Below are 23463 nucleotides of genomic sequence, written 5' to 3'. Positions count from 1 at the left end.
ATATATTAATATATTAATTAATATATTTAGATATAGTTAAACCTCATAAGCAGAAAGCTTCAGGTTCATTATTGCCTGCAGTTCCTTTTTGTCTTTAAGCGATAGCATACGGTATTTCTTTAAAAGAAAACTCTCTTCTGGGCTTAAAGATGAATTAAAAATAGATGTCCAAGTATTATTTATAAGTGACGAGATTTCTCTGGATGACATTTCGCTTTGTAGCTCTTCGGAAAAATGACTGATTGTTTCGTTGATTAAGATGTATGTTCTTTTTAGAAGATACTCTTTATAGCTATCCAATTCTTCATTATAACTCTCCTCTAATTCATTACCCCGTAAAATCCAATCTGTTTTTATCTCAAATTGTTTGCTTATAGATATCACTGTTTCAACTGAAGGATTAAATTTACCCTTCTCAATTTCACTCAATGTACCTTGAGAGATTCCAATAAGGGAAGCAAAAGCAGCCTGGCTCATGGAGTGTGAATTTCTAATTTGTTTTATTCTCTGTCCAATACTCACGGTGCTCACCCCCCTTATAACATCTTTTTATTATACCCCTTAAAGTGAAAATTCAGCTAATTTCAACATGAAATCCACCGAAAAATTCAATTGAACTCCTTCATGAACATAAATCGGTTAAAAGATGTATAAAATTACGGAAAAATAATCTATAATATAATAATATTTTATCGGAAAACGGATCTATTATTTCGGAGGTTTTCTAATGAAGTGGTGGAATCAAACAAACTGGGAGTTAGAGGATGAGTTATATAAGCCAAAAAGAAAGGTGAATAATCGCTACAGTCATAACCATCATCATATTATCGGGAGCTTTTATAGCACCAAAATACACCGGCCAGTAAATTATGAGTCTTTGGGAGAAAGGCTATTTTATTACTACTTGGAGATAGACAGGGAAATAATAAGGTATTATGAACAGCCTGTAGAGGTTACTGTGGTGAATGAAGACGGGAAGAAGTGGTCTCATGTGCCTGATGTCTTATTCTTCAAGCGTGGTTCGGTGCCAATGCTCTGTCAGATCAAAGAGAGTGAAGAAGAGGCTATGAAAGACCCAAAATTACAGTTGGTTAATTCTTTCTGTGAGGAACACGCTCGATTACAAGGTTGGTTGTATGAAGTCATCTATCCCAAAACGTTACCCGATGTTATTGCCCGAAATCTCAGGCACTTAAAAAGATTCCTACGTCCACGGCATTATTATCCGCAATGGGAAAACAGGGTGGCTCAGAGACTAATTCATTTGAGAAGTTGTTCCGTTAGAAGACTGGCGGGAACTTTTGGGGATCAGATAGATCCACTATTGTTAATTCCTTTAATTCATTACTTGATTGCAGTTGGAGTATTTACTACTGATTTCAATCAGCTGATTAACTCAAATTCGCTAGTGATGTTCAATCAAGAAAATAGCAAGATGCAAATTAATTTTAAGGAGAGAAACTACAGTGACTATTAGTAACTTAAAAGTTTACTCGGAGTTCTCGCTGTATGGAAGGTCTCATAAAGTCGTTGCTATTGATCCACCTCATGTATGGATTCGGAGGTCGGACGGAGAAGATCAAAAGATCAACCTTATCGCATTGATTAACCATCCCACCTATGTTCCAGGAGAAAGTCTGTCCAAGCAAAAAATGATAAGGCTTCAGGATAATACGTCGGTTACTTTATCTGAGAAGAAGCAGAAGGAAGTTACTATTAGATTTGAATTGATTTTACCACTAGTACTACTGGATCAAATCAAGGAAGGGAATATTCGCGCTGAGAATCAATTCCATGATAAATTTGACTATCTATTGTATTCGGGGGAAGTACTTCGACATATGACACAAGAAGCTCTAGTTGAGCGAATTATTCTCAAACAAAAAACTACCAGATCAACATTAATGAGATATAAAAGGGCTTACTTAAATGCTGAAAATAATATAGGTTATGGTTGCGGGCAAGAGGGCCTGGTGTCACAAAAAGGCAAAGGATACACCGGTCGAAAGGATAATATGGAGCTCATTATCTGCGATCCGAAACACCCTGAAACTATACTGGATGTTTTGTATGTGAGAAAAACAGAGGAGCAAATACAAATTTTAAAAGAGGTTATAGAGAATCATTACCTTACAAAGTATCGCATCTCAATCTCAAACATCGAGGAAATAATAAATAGAAAGTGTCTACAGAATGGAGTAGAAAGAATAAGTTATACAACGATTAGAAATATCATAAGTCGAGTTGATGACAAAGCAAAGGCAACTTATCGGAGTCTAAGGGATGCCAAAAAAATATACGATGAAGTTGCCCGCGGGTATGCAAATAGAGATGCCTTAGGCCCACTCGATATTATTCAAATTGATCACACTCGGCTGGATATTATGGTTATTGATGAGCTTACAGGTGTGGTTGAAAGACCCTGGATTACACTAGGTATTGATGTATTTAGTCGAATGCCTTGGTGCCTATACATCTCATTTGAGCCACCCTCTATGGATATTGTTCGAAAGGCGATCCAACACGGAGTCTTCGTTAAGAATAATAAAGATACATATGATACAGAGAATGACTGGGAGGCATTTGGGATTCCGAATATTATCTATGTGGATAATGGTTTGGATTTTAAAGGAACTGACATCAAAAGGCTGGTGAATGAAACACTGCATTCAGAAATCATGCACAGACCGGTAAAAGTCCCTCACTATGGTGCGGTTATTGAGAGGCTTTTCCAGACTATTAATTCAAAGCTAATACATCAGCTGCTGGGAACCACCAAAAGCAATCCCGTGATGCGTGGAGAAATAGATTCAGAGGATGAAGCGTGTCTTACTCTGAATCAGATTCGAAAAATTATGAATCTTTACCTTACAGACATTTATCCGTATGAAGAACACAAGGGTTTGTCTCATACCGAAACACCTGCCCCTGTTCTTAGATACCGGGCAGGTATCCAAGAGGACGGATATCCGGATTGGATCGATCAGCAGTATGAGGAGAAATACAAGATCGAGTTCATGTTAACCTCGAAAAAACCATATACACGGGACGGCGTGCGTTGGGAGAACAAGATATATAAGTGCAAAGAAGACAAAGATCTTATTGCTAAAAGAACCGTAAAGTATGTAGTGAAATATGACCTCGATGATATCTCTAAAATATATTTATTGCACCCCAAGAAGAATGAATTCGTGGAACTTAGAAGCGTGACTCCACCTTACGAAGAGCTGATCAATGTAAATCAATTTTCTTATAAAAAAATGATGGAGAAGCATAGAGAACTACAGAAAGAAAATATGAAGACAATTCCCGGACCCAAACAAGTTCATGTGGCTTTCCAAAAAATAAAAGAAGAGCTTGAATCAGGACAAAAGCATAAAAGGACACTTAAAACGCTTCGGAAAATGAATGGTGCGCTTTCTATCAGTATTAGTAATCAATATGCTGATCAACAAAAGAAACAACAGATTGAACAAATTTCACGACGCGCAGAGCTTCTTCAAGCTGCAATGGCAGCTGAGGAAAAGAGGAAGGGGAAACGGGATGAGTAAAAAAGAAGTTGCTGAGTTTACAGAACGCATAGCAGATCTGTTTATACGCCATGAAGAGGTTGATCGGATTTGGGATCGTTTTGATTCCATGAGGGTACATTTGAAAGCGGGAAAACAAAATGAGGATCCGAGGCATCTACTGTTAACGGGTTTATCTGGAGTTGGTAAGACTCAAATAGGTAAAAGGTATATGAAACGAAATCCGCCATACGAATATAAGAAAGATGATAAGACGATTCTCGTCATGCCGGTGCTACATGTTAAATTACCCTACCCGTTTACACAGGTGGATTTTTATAAGAGGATCCTTAAAGCGTTGAAGGCTCCCATCATCCGTTCTGATGCGCGTGTAAACTTTTTAAAAGAACAAGCTTTGACACTTTTGCGTGCACAACGAACAGAATTGATTATATTTGACGAAATGAACTTTATAATTCGTACAAAGCGTTTTGATAATCAAGAAGCTATGGAGATGTTTAAGGACCTGACGAATGAAGGACAAGTATGTCTGGTATGTATGGGCACACCTCAGATAGAAGTGTTGCGGACGATGGAAGATGAGTATGTCAGAAGATTTGGGAGAGAAACGGTTAGCCGTTTTGAAGTCCTGGATGATAACTTTCGTTTACTTCTCCGCAGAATCGAAGAAGCCATTCGACCGCCAAAGCCTATATTTCTGGATAGTGAGGAGACTGCAGCATTCTTGCACGAATGTTGTCAGGGGAGAATTGGCTATTTGCATTCCATAATCATTGAGGCATACAGATTGCTAGGTGTGTTTGAACCCGACTTTAGCGATCTCTCTCAAGCACATTTAACGGTGAGTACACTTGCTAAGGCCAGTTACAACTTGTATAGAGACTCTGATCACTAAGCAACTCCTTCAGAAATATGAGGTGTTTTCGATGAGCGTAATGAACGATGGTACTTTTAAAATATGTGTCCCACCAAAGTCAGGGGAATCCCTGACTTCTTTTATACATAGAATGGCCCATCTAAACGGATGTGAAGCAAAAGATATATGGACAGCGGTGAGTCATAGCAATGATAAGTCCAAAAGTCATATTAAGTTTTCGAGATTTGATTATGATTTGCGCATATTTGAACGTGAGGCTTTAGCGGTTTTGTTGGGTTTGACTGTAGAAGAGCTTAATGGCATGTCTAGCCTGAAGATGTACTCTAAATTTTTTAACGATCCCTTTGAAGATTCTGAGATAGCTGCAACTATGCTACGAGATGTATTTAATACTAACGTACGGAAAATATGTCCCTTGTGTGTGAAAGAAAATAACGTTCTAAAATTAATATGGCAAATAAAAGAGATTGACATTTGCCCTATTCACGAAGTGAGACTTAAATCCGAATGTGGTCACTGCAGTGGAAAAATTAGCTACTCAGATAATATTCTATTTGACCCCACATGCTCCAATCAAGCTTGTGCTGGCTCTCTCCTTTCTGAATATGAAAAAGTGCCAAAAAATGAAGATCAGTTCAGTAAACAAAAACAGTACTATGAAGATTGGGAATTCTTACTCTTTAATGATACAGAGCTTGCACAGGAGCAAAAGGGGTTATCTATGGAGCAGAGTTTAGCAATAAAATTACTATTTATTGCGCAAGGCCAACAAAAAATATACTCTCGTAAAGATATTGGTTATCTCAGTAAAAACATAATAAAATCACTTGCTTCATTCATAAAAAGTAATCGTATAGTTAAACGTGTTCGGGTGCAGGATGTATTACACGTATTAAGAGCAGTGGGGTTATCCATCGAAAAGTTTGCACTTATGAAAGTTTCCTCGGAATACCTTGAATCAATTTTAGTAAAGAGAGAAATACTTCCCTCCTCAGAGTGCCTTACCCCATGGTGTCGACAACATAAGAAAAGACATGTAAAGATGCAACTGAGTAAAGAGAGAATTGAAAGTAGGAATCGCCAGGAAAAGGTTAGGTACTCTTATTTTTATACCTGCACCAGCTGTTTCATGAGGTATGGTTATCATCCTGTTACAAAGGCGTGGGGAGAGATTCATGGACAAATTGATTTGATTTCAACGATTTTACGGCTGGCTTCTGATGGACTGACAAGGTCTCAAGTCACAGCAAAATTAAATAAGAACTTATTCTATATCAGCGAGATTTTTGGATATTTAGCCTATCGTAATCTGCTGCCGGCACAAATCAATCAAACATATAGTAATGTCCAAGATAAAAAAAGCTGGAGAACTATTGATTATTTCAGATCGGTTAATATTGATTGGCGTGAATATCCGGAATTTAGATATAAGAAGCTTAAACAGGCATTTGGGTGGTCACTTGTAACTTACAGTTACTACTACGCAGATTCTGATGTTCAAGAATACCTAATTAATAAGCCGTCTACCCTAAAAAAACCATTAAAAAAATACGCGAAAATTAATGAATTAGTTGATAGTGGATTGGATGATTTATTTGATTCTGAACTTAATATCTCCATAGAACAAGTAGCTGCTACAGTTAATGTCTCTGAAGCAACATTGAGAAATCATGGGCAAGTTCAAGTTATTACGCAGCAGAGAGAGCGACAGCTTTCTAACCGCTTAAACATGCAAGAGAGAGAATTAAGGGAGTTATTCGATCACGAACTTATTAAACGGAGAGAACTTGGAGTTGAATTCCCTTTTAGAGATGTATATAAGACTTTGAATCATCGCAGAGAGTATATTGGATATCGTTTTCCAGGCTTACTTAACTATATTATTCGAATGATAAATGAGTATAATCAATTTCTTAAACAAGCAGATGAGACTAACAAGAGACTTGAGATACGAAATATCATTAGTGATACCTATAATAAATATTACAAACTAAATGTATCGTTAGTCGCCAGGAGGCTAGGAATCAATTATATTCATGTAGCAGGCTATCGACAACTAAAAAGTATGATTAGTGAGGAGATTGAGGATTTTCATAAAAAAATCTAGATGAAAAAGCATTCTCTCGACACAAAATGGGAATACTTATACTAAAAAACCATTGTGGTGATGAGAGAATGTTCTCAGTACAGTTCCGTCCAAAATTAGATGAATCACTATCAAGTTATTTAATCCGCCTTGCGATGGAAAATGGCATATCTATATTAACCCTGTGGAATAAATGCAGGAAGCAAGAGATGACTCATATCCAAAGGGCGGATCTAAATTTAATTGATACACTCCCAAATTCAGTATTAGAGATTGAAAAGCTAACGCATTTTTGCGGTATTTCTAATGATGAACTATACAATAGCACATTTCATAATCTACATCGTGTATTTTACTGTGAAGGTACAGCAGAGAAATCTCGTTTTTTGAAGGGAATGATTCGGAGAGAAATACACTATTGCCCTATTTGTTTGCGAGAGGACGCATACATCCGATCTCTCTGGAGAATTAATGGGGTTTCTTCCTGTGTAAAACACTCCTGTTATCTGCTTCAAAACTGCGGGAAATGTGGTCTTCCCATAGATGTTAATAATCTGTTTAATCCAAGCATATGTCCAAATTGCTACAGCGAATTAAGTGAAGAAGTCGGTGAGTATGTTGAGAACATCGACATTTTAAAGCAACAGCAATGGTTATCTTTGGCCTGGGAAGAGCTTCTTTATAACCGGTATTTATCGTTAGTCCATGAACAGGAATGCGGAATGAAGCTGCTCTACATTCTTAATGGTAGCAAGCCGATGTACGATAGAACTTATTTAAAAGGAACATTAGAGGCATACAGTGTTCGGTTGGATACAATCTTGCAATATGCTCGGGGGACGTTAAAGCAACGTCGGAAGCTTCACCTGAACCTGATACTCAAAGTATTGTTTGATTACAATATAAGTATTTCTGATTTTTTTGAAATTAAAATTCCAGAGTCTTTTAAGAAAAGTGTTATAGCAACCACTGCAAAGAAGCAGGCAATTGTTTGTTTATCGCCATGGTGCTCATCGTATGGAACGGCCAACGCTCTTGTCAAAACCGGAACATTATCCAAGGTTTATAAGGATGGTTCGTATTTAAAGACTCATATGGCTTGTTTAGATTGCGGTTGTGAGTATGCATATGATCGAGAAGGACAAGTTAAGGAAAAGAGTTACTTCGCAGACGGTTACCGGTTTATACAAGAAAGTAAGCCTTTAAGCTTGGCTGAATTTCAAAGAAATTCGGGTTACCCGTTAAATGCCTGCATAAGGATTGCAGCATACTTTAATGCTCGTGATTTATGGGATTTTAGGTCAGTAGCAGTGGATGAAAAGCTACTGGCTTCTTTTGCAACTGCGGTGAGTAAAAATATCTCTTTGACGGACATTCAAAACTGGCCTTGCTGGAAAGAAAAATATCATTACTTAATTCATCGTCTTCATCCCAAGGTCATGAGGGAAATAATCCTACTAAAACGGCCGGCTAAAGAGCGATTGCCGAAACTTGATTACTGGGAAAAGTTAATCCAATGCTGTGAGGCAAATATGTTAAAGGATGTGACAATCACAATTGGAGGCGTATCATCCCAGATTGGGGTAACACCCAAAACCCTCGCCAAATGGGGTTATGTTAGCTATGTAAAAGAAATGAAGGAGAAGCAACGGGGCCTTCGGTTGGAGAGGAGGAGAAAGATGTTATACGAAAAAATAGATGATTACTTTAAAATGCATTCCGAAAATAAAATCTTTTCTAAAGATGTTTATAACTTTATTGGAGTTAGACAATCATATTTGTGTGGGATAATTCCTGAAATTAACGATTATGTGAAGAGTGAAATGCAAATCTTAAGAGAAAATATAGTAATATAGTCGGTCATACTTTTTCATCGTAGAGTATTTAAAGATATATACAATAGACCCCTATTTTAGTAATATAGAACTACTTGGAAGAACATGGGAGGTTATAGTATATGAGGTTGAATGAAGTTATTATTAGAAATTTCAAGTGCATTAAAGAGCTAAAAGTAGCTATCCCAGAAACTGTCCCCGAAAGAGAAGGATCTGCAGATTTTCTTACAATACTAGGTAGAAACAACGTTGGCAAATCAACTATTTTAGAAGCGATTCGATTAGCGCTACCTAATAGTGATATTACCAAACCTTCACTTGATCATTTTCCAGGTAAAAATGCATCCAATGGACCGATAGAAGTAGAGTTTGAGTTTACTGAACTGACTGATAATGACAAACTTCGACAAGGAATTAGAACACATGTACATAATGATCGTTATCGTATAAAAAAAGTGTGGGAGGAGCCTTTAAAGGGTTTTACTGTATCTGCATATCATCCACAGAAAGAAATAATGAATTGGCCAGAGAAGGGTGCAACAAAAGAGTCTTTTATTCAGTTAGGAGATGCCTGGAAAACTGCGTTTGAGGCTTTTGAGACTCAAAAAGGGCAAGAGCTTAAAAAAGTTACAGTGGCAATTCGAAATGAGCTACAGAGTTATATATTAGATTCCTATCCTGAACTCGTTATAGACGGCGAAGCTAAGTGGCAACTAAATCCAGGTGGGTTACAGCAAAATGTTGATGCGGCGTTACCAAAATTAATTTTTGTCCCAGCTCTAAAACACACAAAAGAAGAGGCGGGAGTATCAGAGAAGTCTTCTACTGCTCGGCAGATTGTAGAGGCGATGTTTTCGACTGAACTTTCTGGCTATCAAGCAATTCGGAAGTTTACAGAGGCTGCAGTAGAGGTGAAAGAGGTCTTTTCAGGAAATGGGGACGGTAATGAAGTAATAAAGAATCTTGAAGCTAAAATTTCAAATAAATTAAGCCGATTAATTCCTCTCTCGGCGAAACTTGACTTTAATCCTCCTGATTTTACATCAGATCTTGCCTCCAAAACTGTTTTAGAATTATCGGATGGAAGTTTGAACACCAGGCCTGAGCATCAAGGCCATGGTGCGCAACGTGCACTAGTCATTTCTTTATTAGAGCTTTTTTCAGAAATCACCACTCAAAGAAATCCAGATGAACCTGCCAAGAATATACTACTCCTTGTAGAAGAACCGGAAATCTATCTTCATCCCCAAATGTGTAGGAAGATGCGAGATGTTTTAATGGACATAGCGAGATATGGTACTGCTCAGGTTATCTGTACCAGTCATTCTCCCACTTTTATTAATGTCGCCGATAGGCATGACGGTATCTGTATTTTAAGAAGGGACACTCAAAACGGTTTGTACAGTGTACAAAGAACAGATGATTTATTCCCTGGTGCTAGCGCAGTCAATCTTAGGGATCGTTTAAGAATGCTACTGGATTTTGATCCAGCTGTTCTAGAAGCGTTCTTTGCTGAAAGGGTCTGTTTAGTAGAAGGAGATTGCGAAATTGCAGCAGTAGAAGCTATTGCAAATAAGCTAATTCAACAAGAACAGTTAGATTCTAAGGCATATGTCCATGCTCGTAGAGATATAACTATAATAAATTGTAGAGGAAAATGGACAATTCGAGCTTTTCAAAGAGTGCTAAATGGTTTTCAAGTACCTTACATAGTAGTTCATGATGTTGATTTAGAGGGAGAATCAGGTGCTAACTTAGAGATTTTGCAAGAACTAAATGGTGAAGAGCATAGAAGATTAGTTCATTCTCCAAACTTTGAGCAACAGATATTTGGTGAAGAATGGAGCAGAGATAAGCCATGGAAAGCTAGCAGGAAAATTAATGGTATGCCTCAAGTTAACAATGATTTACTTAGATTCTTTTATTTTGTTACTGGTTTAAGCCCGGCTACAGCGGTAGAAATGATAGTTGAGGCGGCTCCAAGTGCTTAGAAGCTTTAACTAAAGTTATAGAGTTGGGCCGGGCAGATTATTTTGCCAGGCCTACAGTTTTTATTTTGACTAATACTAAATTTTGAAGGGGATCAAATTTGAAGAAGAAAAGCAAGACGCCTAAAATCATTAGATTTGACCAGATGGAAACGGCAAGTCGTTACATAAGAAAAAAATATAGGATTGGACTGTGGGGATTAGGCTTTATAAAGCTAGGAGAGATTAATATTCTAAAGAAAGGAGTTGTGGATGATCATACAGAAACAGAAATCGTCACAATAAAAACCAGCATTGATTCTCAATTTGAGCATTATAAACAACTTACATCAGTTATTGCTATCCTCGCCCTGATCTTTACAATGATCTTTACCTCTATAAATACTCAAATTAACTTTAATATGAAACCAATTGATTGGGTTTACAATGCTAATAAAGAATTAAATAATGAATTCAACAAAGACTTGGCGATTGATGATAAGAAAGCAAATTTAAAGGAACAGACTAATCAATTAACTACGGAATACTTTAAAGTTATGAAGGGAGCATCACGAGCGCTATACACAAATATATACTTTATAGCACTGGTTTTAATTTTGTTGATTTATATTTATTTTGGGAGATTTCGTTGGATTGTGTTAGTTAAGAACGTTATAGAAGAGGCACTAAAAGAGAAAAAGAGAGAGAATGATGAGGCGGAAAAAAGTCGAGAGGAAATGGAATTAAAAATTAACCGCAGGAACGATTTGAGGAAGCAAAAGTTGCTGAAATAATGATATATCAATTCGGTTTTAGGCGGAGGTTAAAGAAGAGAGTGATTTGATAACCATCGCTATTGCTATAATAATTGTTTTGTAATTTTGAAAATCAACCAAGAAAAGAGATGAATAATGATGGAGTCGCCGTACATTTCTAGAGTTAAAATAACCAATTATCGTAATTTTGAATTTGTCGATGTTCAACTTAAAGATAAGCAAGTTGTAATTGGTGAAAATAACGTTGGTAAAACAAATTTTCTTAGAGCTATTCAATTAATTCTTGACCCTACACTTACTGATCAAGAACGTTTTTTAGAAGATATGGATTTTTATAATGGTTTTGAATCCCCGATGGAGAAAGGAATAATTATTGAAATAGTATTAGAAATCAAACGATTTAGCCATAATAAAAATTTACTTTGTCAACTAAGTGATGCTACTGTGAAAGCAAGTCCGGATACTCTAAGACTTACATATCGATATTTCCCTCGATTAAGAGAAGATGGAAGCATAGAGGGTTATATCTTTAAGATTTTTAAAGGTGAAAATGAAAATAATGAGTTTACTCATATTGATCGAAAGTATCTTAATATAAAGGTAATTAGGGCTTTACGAGATGTTGAGGCTGAAATAAAGAATTCAAGGAAATCACCTCTAAGTGTATTGCTTAAAGCATATGATATTGAAAAGTCTAAGCTTGAGGCAATAGCAAAAAATATAAAGGCACAGAATGATCAAGTACTAAGCTTAAGTGAATTAAAAGATTTAAACAGAAGAATAGATAATAGATTTAAAGATTTTATTGATGTTAAACCTGATTCTGTTGAACTTGGAACAAATGAAGTTAATACAAATAGGATTTTAACTACATTAAAAGTACTTCTCGGTGGTAGAACCGTAAGTGATACATCTCTGGGATTAACTAATATTCTATATATAACGTTGATGTTACTGGCAATTGAAGATAGAACTGTTCCTACTTTTATTAATTCTATTTTATATCAAGAATTAAAAGGAAAAGATAAAGCGGGGATATTACAAAAAACATATAAATCAGATGGGCATGGAAACTACATATTAATGGATGGACTAAGTTCCGTGCTTAAATCAGAACTATATGAATTTATGGATATGTATAATCCGATAGATGAAGGAGCGACAATCTTAGCTATCGAAGAACCTGAAGCTCACTTACATCCAGCAATCCAACGTTCTATTTACAAGGATGTCTTTAATCGCTCAACTAATTCTGTAATAATGACAACTCATTCAACACATATAGCATCCATCACACCGTTGGAATCCGTCATGCATCTCTACAGAAGAGGCAAGGGAGCAACTAAAGCGCGTTCAAGTGCCGAGCTTTCGTTAAGTGAGGAAGAGTATGCTGACTTAGCAAGATATATAGATGCCAATCGAGGCGAAATTTATTTCGGAAAAGCTGTCCTGCTTGTTGAAGGGATTACAGAGGAATATTTAGTTCCAGTATTTGCTGATTTAATGGGAAAGACACTAGATTACAAAGGTATATTTGTTTGTAATATTAATTCCACAAATTTTTCTCCATACATCAAACTTCTGGGAGAGTTAGGAATTCCGTATGCAGTTATTACTGATGGGGATTACTATGAAATTATTAATCAAGAAAGAGAATATCATCTTCTAAACAAAAATTCTGGAAATGATATTGGCTATTTAGGATTAGAGATTATAGAGAAACTAGTCATTGATAATGATATATTGAGTGATTCTGAAATTCCAGAAGATTTTGGTGAAATGGACGATCTATTCCGCGAGAAGGGGTTCTTTATCGGATATTATACAGCTGAAGTGGATATCATGGAAGGATGCTATAAAGATGAGGCGAGCAGAGAAATAATAAGTGGAATTTTTAGTGGATTGACTGCAGGAGGAGACAAACAGAAAAGGAATTTTTCGGCAAATCTCGAAAAAGGCGACTGTTGGGCTTGTCTGCGGCAAATTGAATCCTCTCATAGCAGAATTGGTAAGGGAAGATTTGCTCAACGTTTAGCTCATCACTGTACTTTGAGCCATATGCCGGACCATATCAAGAGGGCAATTGATTATATTTGCAAGGAAGTTGAGGAAGATGAATGAAATGGAGACGGCGTATAAGAAAAAGCTTGCTCAAATAAAAAAAGATCAACAACAATACGATGCGTTTAATTCACTTGAAAATACAGCGGTGCTTGCGGGACCGGGAAGTGGAAAAACGACAGTGTTGACTTTGAAAATAATGAAGCTCCTTTCCGAAATCATTAAACCTCCTAGAGGGTTAGCATGCTTAACCTATAGTAATGAAGCAGCTAAAGAATTCAAAAAACGTTTGAAACAATTGGGTCTCAAAGAAAGAGGAAATGTTTTTTTAGGGACAGTTCACTCGTTTTGTATTTCTGAAGTAATAACGAAGTTTGCTCATTTGTTTCCACAGTATAACATCCCTCTACCTCTCAAAATCATTTCTACAAAAAAGAAAAATCAGCTTTTTCAACGCGTTAGAGAGGAATTAAATATTTCGGAAAATGAGTTGAGCCTAACTGAGATGGATAGTGAACGTAGTATTAACATTAAGGGTAGATCCCAGGTAACTATACCTTCATTTGATTTAGCCTTAAAGGCAGCAGACCTGTATGAACGTAAGCTCAGGGCGTCTAATTATGTGGATTTTTCAGCTATCATCCTTTATGCAACGCAATTAATACAAAACGAAGAGTATGTTAGGAGAAGTCTAGAGGCTAAATTCCCGTGGATATTAATCGATGAGTATCAAGATCTGGGTAAGCCTCTTCATGAAATGATTCTGTCATTGATGGATGGAACTACAAGTGTTTTTTTTGCTGTAGGAGATCCTGATCAATCAATCTATGGATTTAATGGGGCAGTTCCAGATTACCTGTTAGAACTGTCTCAATTACCTAGCGTAAGAAAAATAAAGCTACAGACTAATTACCGTAGTAATCAGGATATTATTGATGCTTCTGAAGTTGCCTTAAATCCAAGTAGTAGGCGAAATTATAGAGCAGGAACAAGGGGAGATGAGAGAGCTCAGTTTAGCTTTAAAGTGTGTGAGACGGATATGATTGAACAGTACAACTACGTTGTTAGTGAAGTGATTCCACAAAACCTAGAAGCAGGAGTACCCATTGAAGAGATTGTAATTCTGGTTGGCAACAAATTTCAGATGAAAGACCTTGGGGAAGTTCTTGATAGAGGAGGGATACCATATTATGCGGCCAAACATGAATTTGAGCGTACACATGTTGTAGCGTGGTTAGAAGATTGTGCTAATTGGCTGATTGATTCTGAGCAGAATTCTTTTGAGTCAATTTTTCTATTTTGGAAAAGCTTTTTAACTCGACATGGTGTAGATATTTTAGGCACAGATATTATACTTGAGAAGAGAAAACTCTACGATTTATTAAAAAGAAGTTTATTTGGCAATGAACAACTTGTGGATTGGATTCAATGCGTGTTGAAGAATACCAGATTGAGGGAACTGCTAAAAAATACTGAGGTATATCCCGATGAAAATGAAAACTTGGATAATTTGTTGAAGGTTGCTAAGGAAGGGAAATTTGCAGGCTTCACTCTTGAACAATTTAGTCAGTTGGGTAAACCAGTGAACCAGGTAACAATTAGTACTCGCCATTCCTCAAAGGGGTTGGAATTTGAGACAATTGTTTTATTAGGAATGGAGGAAGGTAACTTTCCTAGCTACAGAAGTACAACTGAAAGGAAAATTAAGGAGGAATACCGAATTTTTTTTGTATGCGTCAGTAGAGCTAAAAGTAGGTGTTATCTTGTTAGATCAAAGGTACAAAGAGGGTGGAAAAAGAAACCTTCCCGTTTTTGGACCAATCTTTATGATTGGAATATTCAACGGTCAAAGTAATTTGAATCACAATAAATACTAAACAATCGACTTGTCTTGTTTATAAATGCTAAGTTTACTATTTATCCTATTTATAGTTGTGATATATCTCAAATGGACACAGATAAAACGCTGAAAATGGCGCCTTTTTGTCTCAATTATAGTGGTTACTCACAATTTACTTCATAATTGAGATTTTTTTCAACATATGTTTGAGACAGTACATGCCCCTGATTCGTCAGAAAGACTGATGGATCAGGGGTTTTCTATCTGCGCCCCCCGCTTGGAGAACTGCGGGAATTTTCCCGTACATCTGATACTTTTCCCGGTTTGATAAGCGCTTTCCTAACTTCCTCCAAATGTATTGTTAGCGTTTTCTTCTGATGATATTCTGGTTCATAGCCATTAAGAAAACACTTACAAAAGGAGATTAGAGACATGGGTATCGTAGTAGCGCGAATTGATCAACGTTTGATTCATGGAATTGTGGTGACTCAATGGGCAGGACACACAAGAGCCAAACGGCTGATGGTAGTGGATGATGTTGTGAGTAAAGATGAAGTCCAAAAAACAGCTATGCGTATGAGTAAACCTGCCGGAACCGGGATGTCGATCATTGATACGGATACGGCCATTACCAACTTCAATGCTGGAAAATATGACGACCATAATGTTTTATTAGTGGTTCGAGAACCTGAAACGTTGCTGAAGCTTGCTGAGGGCGGCGTTCAAATTCCGAAAGTAAACGTCGGGATTATTTTTGACGGTGAAGGTAAAAGAACGGTAAAGAAGATGGTTTCGGTCAATGAAAAAGAAGTAGCCGATTTAAAAGCTTTAAAAGCAAAAGGAATTCCAGTCACCTTTCACTTTGTGCTGGGAGATGCCGAAGAGCCACTGGAAACCTATATTAAATAACTAAGCAGGAAGAGGATAAAACATGGAGATAATACAAGCGATACTCATTGTTGCATTAGCTTTCTGGATGGTTCTTGACCAACAAGGCTTTGTCATTACGACCTGGTTCCCATCCATTATCGGAATGATCGCCGGGCTTATAATGGGAGATGTCCCGACAGCGATGGTTATAGCCGGGACCTTTCAATTAATGGCCTTGGGGGTAGCCAATATAGGCGGGTCCTCCGTACCCAATTACGGTCTTGCGACACTTGTTGGGATTTACGTAGCTATCCGTACAACCGGTGATATTGAACATGCCAAAGCCATTGCCTTGGCGGTCGGGGTACCTGTCGGAATGCTGGGCATTCAATTGGATGTGCTGGGCAAGATCCTCAATTCCTATGTGTCTCATGCGGCTCAAAAAGCGCTAAACGAAGGAAAATTCGCCAAAATGAACCGTATTTTTTGGATAGGCCCCCTTATCTTCGGCTTAACCACAGCGGTTCCGACCTTACTTTGTGTGATCTTCGGAGATAAAATCGTCAGGGTGTTGCTCGATGTCGTACCGAAATGGTTTACAGACGGATTATCCATAGCCGGGTCTATGCTGCCGGTAGTCGGGATTGCCTTGTTGCTTCAGTTTATGCCAGTGAAGAAATACTTGACGATGCTCTTGATTGGCTTTGTGATTTCCGCGTATCTGGGCTTGCCGATCCTGGGAATTGCCATTTTAGGCTTCGCCTTTGCCTATTACTACTTCACACAAAAAATGAGCAGTACACTCGCAACAGCAGCGGCGGGGAGCGGCAATACCTCAGTTGAAGGAGACGAATTCGATGAGTAACTCAGAGTCGGCAACAAATCAGGTAACGAAAAGAGACATTCGGTCAGCAGCGATCCGATATATGTTCATGGCTTGTAACACCTTTAATTACGAGAACCAGCAAGCTCCGGCGGTTGTGTTTGGACTGAACAAGGTTTTACGCAAAATCCATAAAAAAGATGAGGATTATAAAGCATCGTTAAATAATCATTTTAACTACTTTAATACGACTACCTGGATGGCTAACCTTCTCCTGGGAGCCTCGGTGGCGATGGAACAAAAAGATGGAATCAAATCCAAAGAGGCGGTTCAAGCCTTCAAAACAGGGATGATGGGACCGTTAGCGGGTGTTGGAGATACACTTATATGGGTACTGTATCCGACCATCATGGGGTCAATTGCCGGATATATGGGGCTGCAAGGAAATCCAACAGGTGCGATTATTTGGCTGCTGCTCAATATCGTCTTCTTCTTTTTCCGGATTAAATTGTTCGATGTGGGCCACACCTCTGGATTGAAATTAATCACTGCCCTGGGCGACAGATTAAATGTCTTTACTGAAGCAGCCTCCATCATGGGGTTAACTGTAGTTGGCGCATTAATTCCAGCCGTTGTAAAAATGAATGTTCAGCTTAAATATCAAGCGGGGGAAGTCACACTGCCCATTCAAACGGAGATCTTGGACAAAATTATGCCGGCATTGCTACCGGCTGCTTTAACCATTGTCGTCTATAAATTGATCGGGTCGAAGAAGCTCAGCCTCACAAGCATCATATTTTTGATCATTGCTTTAGCGTTAGTCTGCTCCTACTTTGGAATTTTGGGTGTTTAATTGATAAAGAAAGAGGAAGGAAACGAAGTCGATGCGAAAAATTATCATTGCCAGCCACGATCGAATGGCGGAAGGCGTAAAAGATACTTTAAACTATATCACTAAAGGTATTGGCAATGTTCATGCCCTTTCAGCATACCTGACCAACACTCCGGTTAAGGAAGAAGTCAAGGGATTGCTGGAGGATGTAGGGGAAGAAGATGAAGTAGTGGTGTTCACGGACTTGCTCGGAGGATCGGTGAATCAGGCATTCGCAGCGTATTTAAGCCGTCCGCATTTTCATGTTATCGCGGGAATAAATCTGCCGGTTATCATTTCTGTACTGGTGCAGCCTGACGATGATTATTTAACAGCGGATCAAATGCTTAATGCCGTGAATGAAGCAAGGCAGCAGTTAGTATATGTGAATGACTTCGTCGCCAATATGCCAAAGGATGATGAAGAAGATGAATAATATGGCGAATGAAAAAGATTGGTGGAAGAAAAGCGTCGTTTACCAGGTTTATCCGCAAAGTTTTAGAGATACAACCGGAAGCGGTATAGGCGATCTAAACGGAATCATTGAAAAGCTCCCGTATTTGGCCGATCTGGGCATCAGCGTGATCTGGTTGAATCCGATTTATCAATCGCCGCTGGTGGATAATGGGTATGATATATCCGATTACTACAGTATCAATCCCGAATATGGAACAATGGATGATTTTAAACGACTTTTGGATCAAGCGCATCTCTTGGATATCAAGATTATTATGGACCTGGTAGTTAATCATACAAGCGACCAGCATGAATGGTTTAAGAAGTCATGTGAATCGCGTGACAATGAGTTTTCAGACTTTTATATTTGGAAAGATCCCAAAGAAGATGGAAGTGCGCCCACGAATTGGGGCTCGACCTTTGGCGGTCCGGCCTGGGAGTATGTCGAAAGCCGAGGGCAATATTATCTGCATCTGTTTGCTAAAGAACAGCCGGATTTGAACTGGGAGAATCCCAAGGTTCGTGAAGCGATTTATGATCTGATGAAATTCTGGTTCGAGACGGGAATCGACGGTTTCCGGATGGATGTCATCAGCTTGATCAGTAAACGTCAGGATTGGCCGGATGCAGCAGATGACGCGATCTATACCAAATCGTATTATATCGGCGCCTCTAATGGACCACGCGTTCACGAATTTCTCCATGAAATGAATCAAGAGGTACTGAGCAAATATAATATTATGACCGTGGGCGAGACTGCAAATACCAATAGTGACCAAGCGATTTTATACACAGACCCGGATCGGGAAGAATTAAATATGGTCTTCCATTTCGATCACATGCATCTGGACTACGGACCCTATGGAAAGTTCTCAGACATCCGTTTTAAGCTGAGCGATTTACGGGACGTTATGACAGAGTGGCAGGACAAACTGGAAGGCAGGGGGTGGAACTCGCTTTATTGGAGTAATCATGATCAGCCGCGTGCGGTTACCCGCTTTGGGAATGACAAGGAGTACCGAGTAGAATCCGCAAAAATGTTAGGAACCCTCCTTCATATGATGAAAGGCACGCCTTATATTTACCAAGGAGAAGAGCTGGGAATGCGTAATGTCCGCTTTGCTTCTTTTGATCAATATAAGGATATTGAAACCTATGGTGTGAAGAAAGAATTTGAGGAAAAAGGACTTCCCGAAGCGTACATTAAAGAGTCCATTTTCTTGAAATCCCGTGATAATGTGCGCACACCGATGCCGTGGAGTGGAAAAGAAAAGTATGGATTTACTGATGGAACACCGTGGATTGATTTCAGCCCGGATAATGATTGGATCAATGTGGAAGATTGCTTGGCCGATCCAAACTCGGTGTACTACCATTACAAAGAATTGATTCGTCTTCGGAAAGAGCTGCCGGTCGTGGTTGACGGAGTTTATGAACTGATCAATCCGGGCGATTCCGCTGTCTACGGGTATACGCGTACCCTCGCAGAGCAGAAATTAGTCGTCGTCTGCTCCTTCTCCGAGAGCAAAGTTAATTACAAGTTGCCTGAAGAGCTGAAAAATTCATCTGGCAGATTGCTATTATCCAATTATCCCGATACAAGGAAAGAGCTGGACAATCTGGAGCTTCGACCGTATGAGGCTGTAATTTATTTTATTGAATCATAATAAACTGACCAGACTAGTAGAGCATCTCCTCTTACTAGTCTTTTTTTGCAGTATACTGTTTTTAATGAATGATGATACTAAGTAATATTACATAATGAGGAGCAGCTATATGGATTTTGACTTGCGTGTAAAGATACATTATGACGGTTTGACCGATTCTGAAAAAGAAATGGTAAGATTCATAACCAATCGCCCCCAAGATGTCATTGGCATGAATATTGTCGAATTAGGCGAGGCCATGCTGAGTTCAAAAAGCTCGGTGCTTCGCTTGGCAAAAAAGCTGGGGTATCATGGGTTTTCAGATTTAAAGTATGCTCTCCGGTCGGACATGACCCTATCCTCACTAGAGCCCAGCGATTTGATTCTATTATTAAAGCAGGATTTGGACCGGATCTTTCGATATGTGGAGCAAACGAATTTTCAGCCCTTTCTGGAGAAGCTGAAAAGTGCCCGAATGGTCTTTTTATACGCCACCGGCTTCTCACAGAATAATTTCACAAAGGAATTTTCTAAGGATTTAATGATTGCTAATCGACAAAATATATTGATTTCAGGCGAGACAAATTTGGCGATTAACAGCTCTCTTATAACGGAAGAGGATTTGGTATTATTCACTTCGTTCAGCGGCGAAACCAAAATGATAAAAGATGTCGTTCGGGTGTTAAAAATAAAAAACGTAACGATCGCAGCCATTACGAAATTCGGAAGTAATTTTTTGGTTGAGCATGCCGACTATGCATTCTTTTTTGAAGCAACTCCATTGCCAAGTTATCAAAAGCAAGTCGTTCATTCGTTGATTGGGCTAGAAGTGATACTAGATGTCATTGCGCGAAAATATCGTGAGTTTGTTCTCTTTGATGAATAATCATTTTGCAGAACATGCTTGGTACAGAATGAAACCCTTGATTCACCGGAATGAGTGACGAATCAAGGGTTTTTAGATTTTAAGCCAATCGGCTACCCACAGGGGCCCGGGGACAACGGGGATCTGGAGCGTAGTGCTGATCCAATCCATAAGCTTTAAGAGCTTCCCTGACACATCTTCCGAGACCTTCATGACACTGCTGGAAATCGGAGCAATTATGGCAAGGTCCGTTGGAAACGGCAGCCTGATCCGGGTAAGCAAGTTCCAAGGCTTTTGGCGAATTCCACACTTCCAGCAAAGTCTGTTCCTTTAAATCACCGATAATGAAATGTTCATGATTGTATAGCTCCTCGCAGATGGTTACCTTACCGTCTGGCAGCACAACAACCCCGCGCCGGTTAGCTGTACAATAAGCTCTTTCCCAAAAGTTATTGGCCCTCACAGCTTCGTCCCTTATGTAGGGATTGTCATTGGCTCCGCTGAAGGTTACCTTGTCTGGAAAGTCTTCTTTGATTGTACTAAATTCCTTCTCAAAGATCGCTACATCCTCCGGGGAACAGAACAGGCTGTCGTCGTGGCGATATATGGAACGTCCATAGCAAGTAAAGTGGCTTATGAACACATGAGGCTTCTCCGCCAGATAACGGGCCAGGGCTACAGCATCCCGGATGTTATACGGAGTTAGCACTGTGTTGGTTCGAACCTTGATACCCGCTTCCCCCAAATCATCTAAAGTTTGCAGTATTTTCTTCCCATAGCCACTAAGCCCCATAAGCTGGTCAATGATTTCCGGGTTCAGAGCGTCAATACTAATCTGAATGGATGACAGTCCGGTTGCCGCCAACCGTCGGACTTGACTACGAGATAGGGGACATTTAGTGGGTATATTGAGATACATACCGGCAGACAGAGTGCTTTCAATCAAATCAAAAGCATCCTCCCGGCAAAATAAATCACCCCCGGAGATTTCAATGGTCTCAATACCGCACTCGCTGGCCTCTTTCAACAGGCGACGGTACAGGTTTAAATCAAATTCCGGTTTTCCTCTAAAACCCTCACGATCCGCATAGCAATACCTGCAATTGGTCACACAACGCATGGTAGGAAGCACCAGCAGGGAACAGGGCTTTTGGCATCGGACATCTTCCATGTCAATCAGCTCTGTCGGGATGATATAAGTCTTGGGATCATAAATCCGTGCCTCTTCCGGGTCAATGCTGGAAGCATCCATGATCAATGATCGAATGGTCTGATCTTGATTTACCCGAACAGCCAGCAGGGCATCGACTTGCCCAGACGCCGCTTCAATATCCAGATCGAACAAATACGCCACGGCTTCAGTAACGGCAGCCAGGTCCCGCTCCCCGTCAAACAAGGACAGGATAACAGCCTGCTGCGGATATAGAAAGCTGAATACCGTATCCCTGTTATCCCCTGGATTGGCGGTAAACAAAATGGCCCTGCCCCCATCCGGCCGCAGGTTCACCTTCGGGCTTAACAGTAGACCCATAACCATAACCTCCGTATCATTGTGGTCTTTTTCCACCGCTAGAACATCCGGGCTGACATGAAGTACAGGATGCGGAACATCCTACGTCGCATCTTGCCGTACAGTCATCCTCTGTTATAGCATCAATGAGTTCTCTTAAAAGCTCGCGCTTCGAGAGACCGGATCTGCAAAGAAGAGCCTTGATATCCTGCAATTCACTCATCACTTTCACCTCATCAAGTTATATGGTTTATTGTTTGCCGATGGTTATCTTTGCATCACCTTGCAGGACCGGTATTGCATCCTACTTCACAATTGATGCATCCCCCGTGACATTTACTGCATCTTTCCATATTCCCATCATTCGTTACAGCATCAATGATCTCTCTTAGAAGCTTATGTTTCGAGAGACCGGATTCGCATAGAAGAGCCTTGAGTTCCTGTAATTCACTCATTACTTTCACCTCGTCTTTAGCTATATTGTATATTTTTTCACATAAGTCGGCTTTTCATACCCTTATTTTGGAAATTGGGGACTAAGTATTCCGCTGCTCTTTGAAATAGCCTTTGGCAAACCTCTGGCGGCAAACAAAAAAAGGAGCTGTGCCATAAGTGAATATACCTGTGTTACGGCCGCCTTCCTAAAAAAGTTAAGAAGCCAGCAAGTCTTTCGGTTATTGGAGACTTGCTGGCTTTTGCTTTTCTATTGGGCAATTCCTCGATCAAAACAAGTTAGGAATTAGGGTAATCGCTCTAACATCAAGGGACAGGTCAGGTTGGTTATGATTTTAGTTCAGCATCATTTCAAAACAGCTGAAAGTGCAGCTTTTTTCGATCAAAAACGTTTTTTCTCAAAGAAAACCTGCGATCATACAGGAATTTGAGGCTGTGTTGACTGAATTTGAGGCGGAGCGGAGAAAAACCTGTATTTCCGTAGGCATGTTATACATAGCTATTGTCAGGTGACCAAAAGATGCAGAATTTCAGGTTTTCTGTATTATTTACTTCACCCCCCTAAATTAAAGAAGAATCACCCGCTTCCATTCGGGTGGCCCCGTCCACCTACCTAAATCCCACCTAAAAAAAGGCATCACATTATGGGACACCCCCATCTGTACGAATTACAAGGTAGATACGTCAAAAACGAACCGGTGACGCACATCGCTGCGGAGTACATGCTGATACGCTTCGTCTACCTGGTCCGCACGAATCACCTCAATTTTGGAGGTAATGCCGTGCTCCGCGAAGAAATCGAGCATCTCTTGCGTTTCCCGGATTCCGCCATTCCACTGGTTTAGGCAAAGAGGGGAATGCTAAGACGATTTGCATTAAAGATATGGCATCAATCAAAGGATAAAGTTACACGGGATACATGTGATCTTATCGGGACTTTCTTGAGAAAGCCGGTTTTCTGGTGCGACTGTGAGGCGCACGAAACCTATTCGTCATT

Annotated in this window: 17 protein-coding genes and 1 pseudogene; 15 read left to right on the top strand and 3 right to left on the bottom strand. The window is 39.4% G+C overall.

All coding sequences use genetic code 11. The annotated features are described in order from the left end of the window. Positions 1-36: 36 nt before the first annotated feature. Positions 37-522 carry a helix-turn-helix transcriptional regulator gene (locus L691_RS30600; RefSeq protein WP_025689627.1) on the bottom strand — a complete coding sequence of 162 codons (486 nt, stop codon included), beginning with the start codon at positions 520-522 and terminating at the stop codon, positions 37-39. A 205-nt stretch (positions 523-727) separates the two neighbouring features. Here L691_RS30600 and L691_RS0106995 point away from each other — a divergent pair, with 205 nt between their 5' ends. The 15 genes from L691_RS0106995 to L691_RS0106925 all read left to right on the top strand — a co-directional run bounded on the left by L691_RS0106995 (position 728) and on the right by L691_RS0106925 (position 20524). Beyond that, on the top strand, positions 728-1477 hold the full coding sequence (locus L691_RS0106995) for a TnsA endonuclease N-terminal domain-containing protein (RefSeq protein WP_025689626.1): 750 nt from the start codon (positions 728-730) through the stop codon (positions 1475-1477). Next, a complete protein-coding gene (locus tag L691_RS0106990) occupies positions 1467-3551 on the top strand; it encodes a Mu transposase C-terminal domain-containing protein (RefSeq protein WP_025689624.1) in 2085 nt (694 codons plus the stop codon). Before L691_RS0106995 ends, L691_RS0106990 begins: the two co-directional genes overlap by 11 nt. Then, the gene (locus tag L691_RS0106985; protein ID WP_025689622.1) at positions 3544-4425 is read left to right on the top strand and encodes a TniB family NTP-binding protein; all 882 of its coding nucleotides are present in this window, start codon (positions 3544-3546) and stop codon (positions 4423-4425) included. The genes L691_RS0106990 and L691_RS0106985 overlap by 8 nt, the downstream gene beginning before the upstream one ends. A 31-nt stretch (positions 4426-4456) precedes the next feature. Next, positions 4457-6514, top strand: coding sequence for a TniQ family protein (locus tag L691_RS0106980; RefSeq protein ID WP_025689621.1), 2058 nt, complete (start codon positions 4457-4459; stop codon positions 6512-6514). A gap of 68 nt (positions 6515-6582) precedes the next feature. Next, positions 6583-8349: a TniQ family protein gene (locus L691_RS0106975; RefSeq protein WP_198022994.1), complete on the top strand. Its 1767-nt coding sequence runs from the start codon at positions 6583-6585 to the stop codon at positions 8347-8349. A gap of 101 nt (positions 8350-8450) precedes the next feature. Continuing rightward, complete coding sequence (locus L691_RS0106970) at positions 8451-10319, top strand: ATP-dependent nuclease (protein ID WP_025689619.1); 1869 nt, start codon at positions 8451-8453, stop codon at positions 10317-10319. A 98-nt stretch (positions 10320-10417) separates the two neighbouring features. Continuing rightward, positions 10418-11089 carry a hypothetical protein gene (locus L691_RS0106965; protein WP_025689618.1) on the top strand — a complete coding sequence of 224 codons (672 nt, stop codon included), beginning with the start codon at positions 10418-10420 and terminating at the stop codon, positions 11087-11089. A 117-nt stretch (positions 11090-11206) separates the two neighbouring features. Further along, the gene (locus tag L691_RS0106960) at positions 11207-13192 is read left to right on the top strand and encodes an ATP-dependent nuclease (RefSeq protein WP_051459321.1); all 1986 of its coding nucleotides are present in this window, start codon (positions 11207-11209) and stop codon (positions 13190-13192) included. Beyond that, positions 13185-14987 (top strand): ATP-dependent helicase, encoded by a 1803-nt coding sequence (locus L691_RS0106955; protein WP_232229119.1) that lies wholly within the window; start codon positions 13185-13187, stop codon positions 14985-14987. Before L691_RS0106960 ends, L691_RS0106955 begins: the two co-directional genes overlap by 8 nt. Positions 14988-15404: 417 nt before the next feature. Next, positions 15405-15881, top strand: a complete 477-nt coding sequence (locus L691_RS0106950) for a PTS system mannose/fructose/N-acetylgalactosamine-transporter subunit IIB (protein ID WP_025689615.1) — start codon at positions 15405-15407, stop codon at positions 15879-15881. Between the two features lie 22 nt (positions 15882-15903). Further along, a complete protein-coding gene (locus L691_RS0106945; RefSeq protein WP_025689614.1) occupies positions 15904-16707 on the top strand; it encodes a PTS mannose/fructose/sorbose/N-acetylgalactosamine transporter subunit IIC in 804 nt (267 codons plus the stop codon). Beyond that, the gene (locus L691_RS0106940; RefSeq protein ID WP_025689612.1) at positions 16700-17518 is read left to right on the top strand and encodes a PTS system mannose/fructose/sorbose family transporter subunit IID; all 819 of its coding nucleotides are present in this window, start codon (positions 16700-16702) and stop codon (positions 17516-17518) included. Before L691_RS0106945 ends, L691_RS0106940 begins: the two co-directional genes overlap by 8 nt. Positions 17519-17549: 31 nt before the next feature. Further along, positions 17550-17972 carry a PTS sugar transporter subunit IIA gene (locus tag L691_RS0106935; RefSeq protein ID WP_025689611.1) on the top strand — a complete coding sequence of 141 codons (423 nt, stop codon included), beginning with the start codon at positions 17550-17552 and terminating at the stop codon, positions 17970-17972. 1 nt (position 17973) lies between these two features. Next, positions 17974-19659, top strand: a complete 1686-nt coding sequence (locus L691_RS0106930) for a glycoside hydrolase family 13 protein (protein WP_025689610.1) — start codon at positions 17974-17976, stop codon at positions 19657-19659. Positions 19660-19768: 109 nt separating this feature from the next. After that, entirely contained in the window at positions 19769-20524 is a 756-nt protein-coding gene (locus tag L691_RS0106925) for a MurR/RpiR family transcriptional regulator (protein ID WP_025689609.1), read from the top strand. A 79-nt stretch (positions 20525-20603) separates the two neighbouring features. Here L691_RS0106925 and L691_RS0106920 read toward each other — a convergent pair whose 3' ends face one another. Further along, positions 20604-22034, bottom strand: a complete 1431-nt coding sequence (locus tag L691_RS0106920) for a radical SAM/SPASM domain-containing protein (protein WP_025689608.1) — start codon at positions 22032-22034, stop codon at positions 20604-20606. Positions 22035-23134: 1100 nt separating this feature from the next. Continuing rightward, a pseudogene (locus L691_RS31140) lies at positions 23135-23296 on the bottom strand (alcohol dehydrogenase); the annotation flags it as partial. Between the last annotated feature and the right edge of the window lie 167 nt (positions 23297-23463).

The sequence above is a fragment of the Paenibacillus zanthoxyli JH29 genome, assembly GCF_000520715.1.
GTDB classification, from domain to species: domain Bacteria; phylum Bacillota; class Bacilli; order Paenibacillales; family Paenibacillaceae; genus Paenibacillus_AQ; species Paenibacillus_AQ zanthoxyli.
This window is presented reverse-complemented; position numbering and strand designations above follow the sequence as displayed.

Coding starts and splice junctions, on each gene's coding strand:
- L691_RS0106975 (WP_198022994.1), top strand. CDS start 6,583: ATGTTCTCAGTACAGTTCCGTCCAAAATTAGATGAATCACTATCAAGT.
- L691_RS0106920 (WP_025689608.1), bottom strand. CDS start 22,034: ATGGGTCTACTGTTAAGCCCGAAGGTGAACCTGCGGCCGGATGGGGGC.
- L691_RS0106930 (WP_025689610.1), top strand. CDS start 17,974: ATGGCGAATGAAAAAGATTGGTGGAAGAAAAGCGTCGTTTACCAGGTT.
- L691_RS0106945 (WP_025689614.1), top strand. CDS start 15,904: ATGGAGATAATACAAGCGATACTCATTGTTGCATTAGCTTTCTGGATG.
- L691_RS0106935 (WP_025689611.1), top strand. CDS start 17,550: ATGCGAAAAATTATCATTGCCAGCCACGATCGAATGGCGGAAGGCGTA.
- L691_RS0106960 (WP_051459321.1), top strand. CDS start 11,207: ATGATGGAGTCGCCGTACATTTCTAGAGTTAAAATAACCAATTATCGT.
- L691_RS0106995 (WP_025689626.1), top strand. CDS start 728: ATGAAGTGGTGGAATCAAACAAACTGGGAGTTAGAGGATGAGTTATAT.
- L691_RS0106970 (WP_025689619.1), top strand. CDS start 8,451: ATGAGGTTGAATGAAGTTATTATTAGAAATTTCAAGTGCATTAAAGAG.
- L691_RS0106950 (WP_025689615.1), top strand. CDS start 15,405: ATGGGTATCGTAGTAGCGCGAATTGATCAACGTTTGATTCATGGAATT.
- L691_RS0106940 (WP_025689612.1), top strand. CDS start 16,700: ATGAGTAACTCAGAGTCGGCAACAAATCAGGTAACGAAAAGAGACATT.
- L691_RS0106925 (WP_025689609.1), top strand. CDS start 19,769: ATGGATTTTGACTTGCGTGTAAAGATACATTATGACGGTTTGACCGAT.
- L691_RS0106955 (WP_232229119.1), top strand. CDS start 13,185: ATGAATGAAATGGAGACGGCGTATAAGAAAAAGCTTGCTCAAATAAAA.
- L691_RS0106980 (WP_025689621.1), top strand. CDS start 4,457: ATGAGCGTAATGAACGATGGTACTTTTAAAATATGTGTCCCACCAAAG.
- L691_RS0106985 (WP_025689622.1), top strand. CDS start 3,544: ATGAGTAAAAAAGAAGTTGCTGAGTTTACAGAACGCATAGCAGATCTG.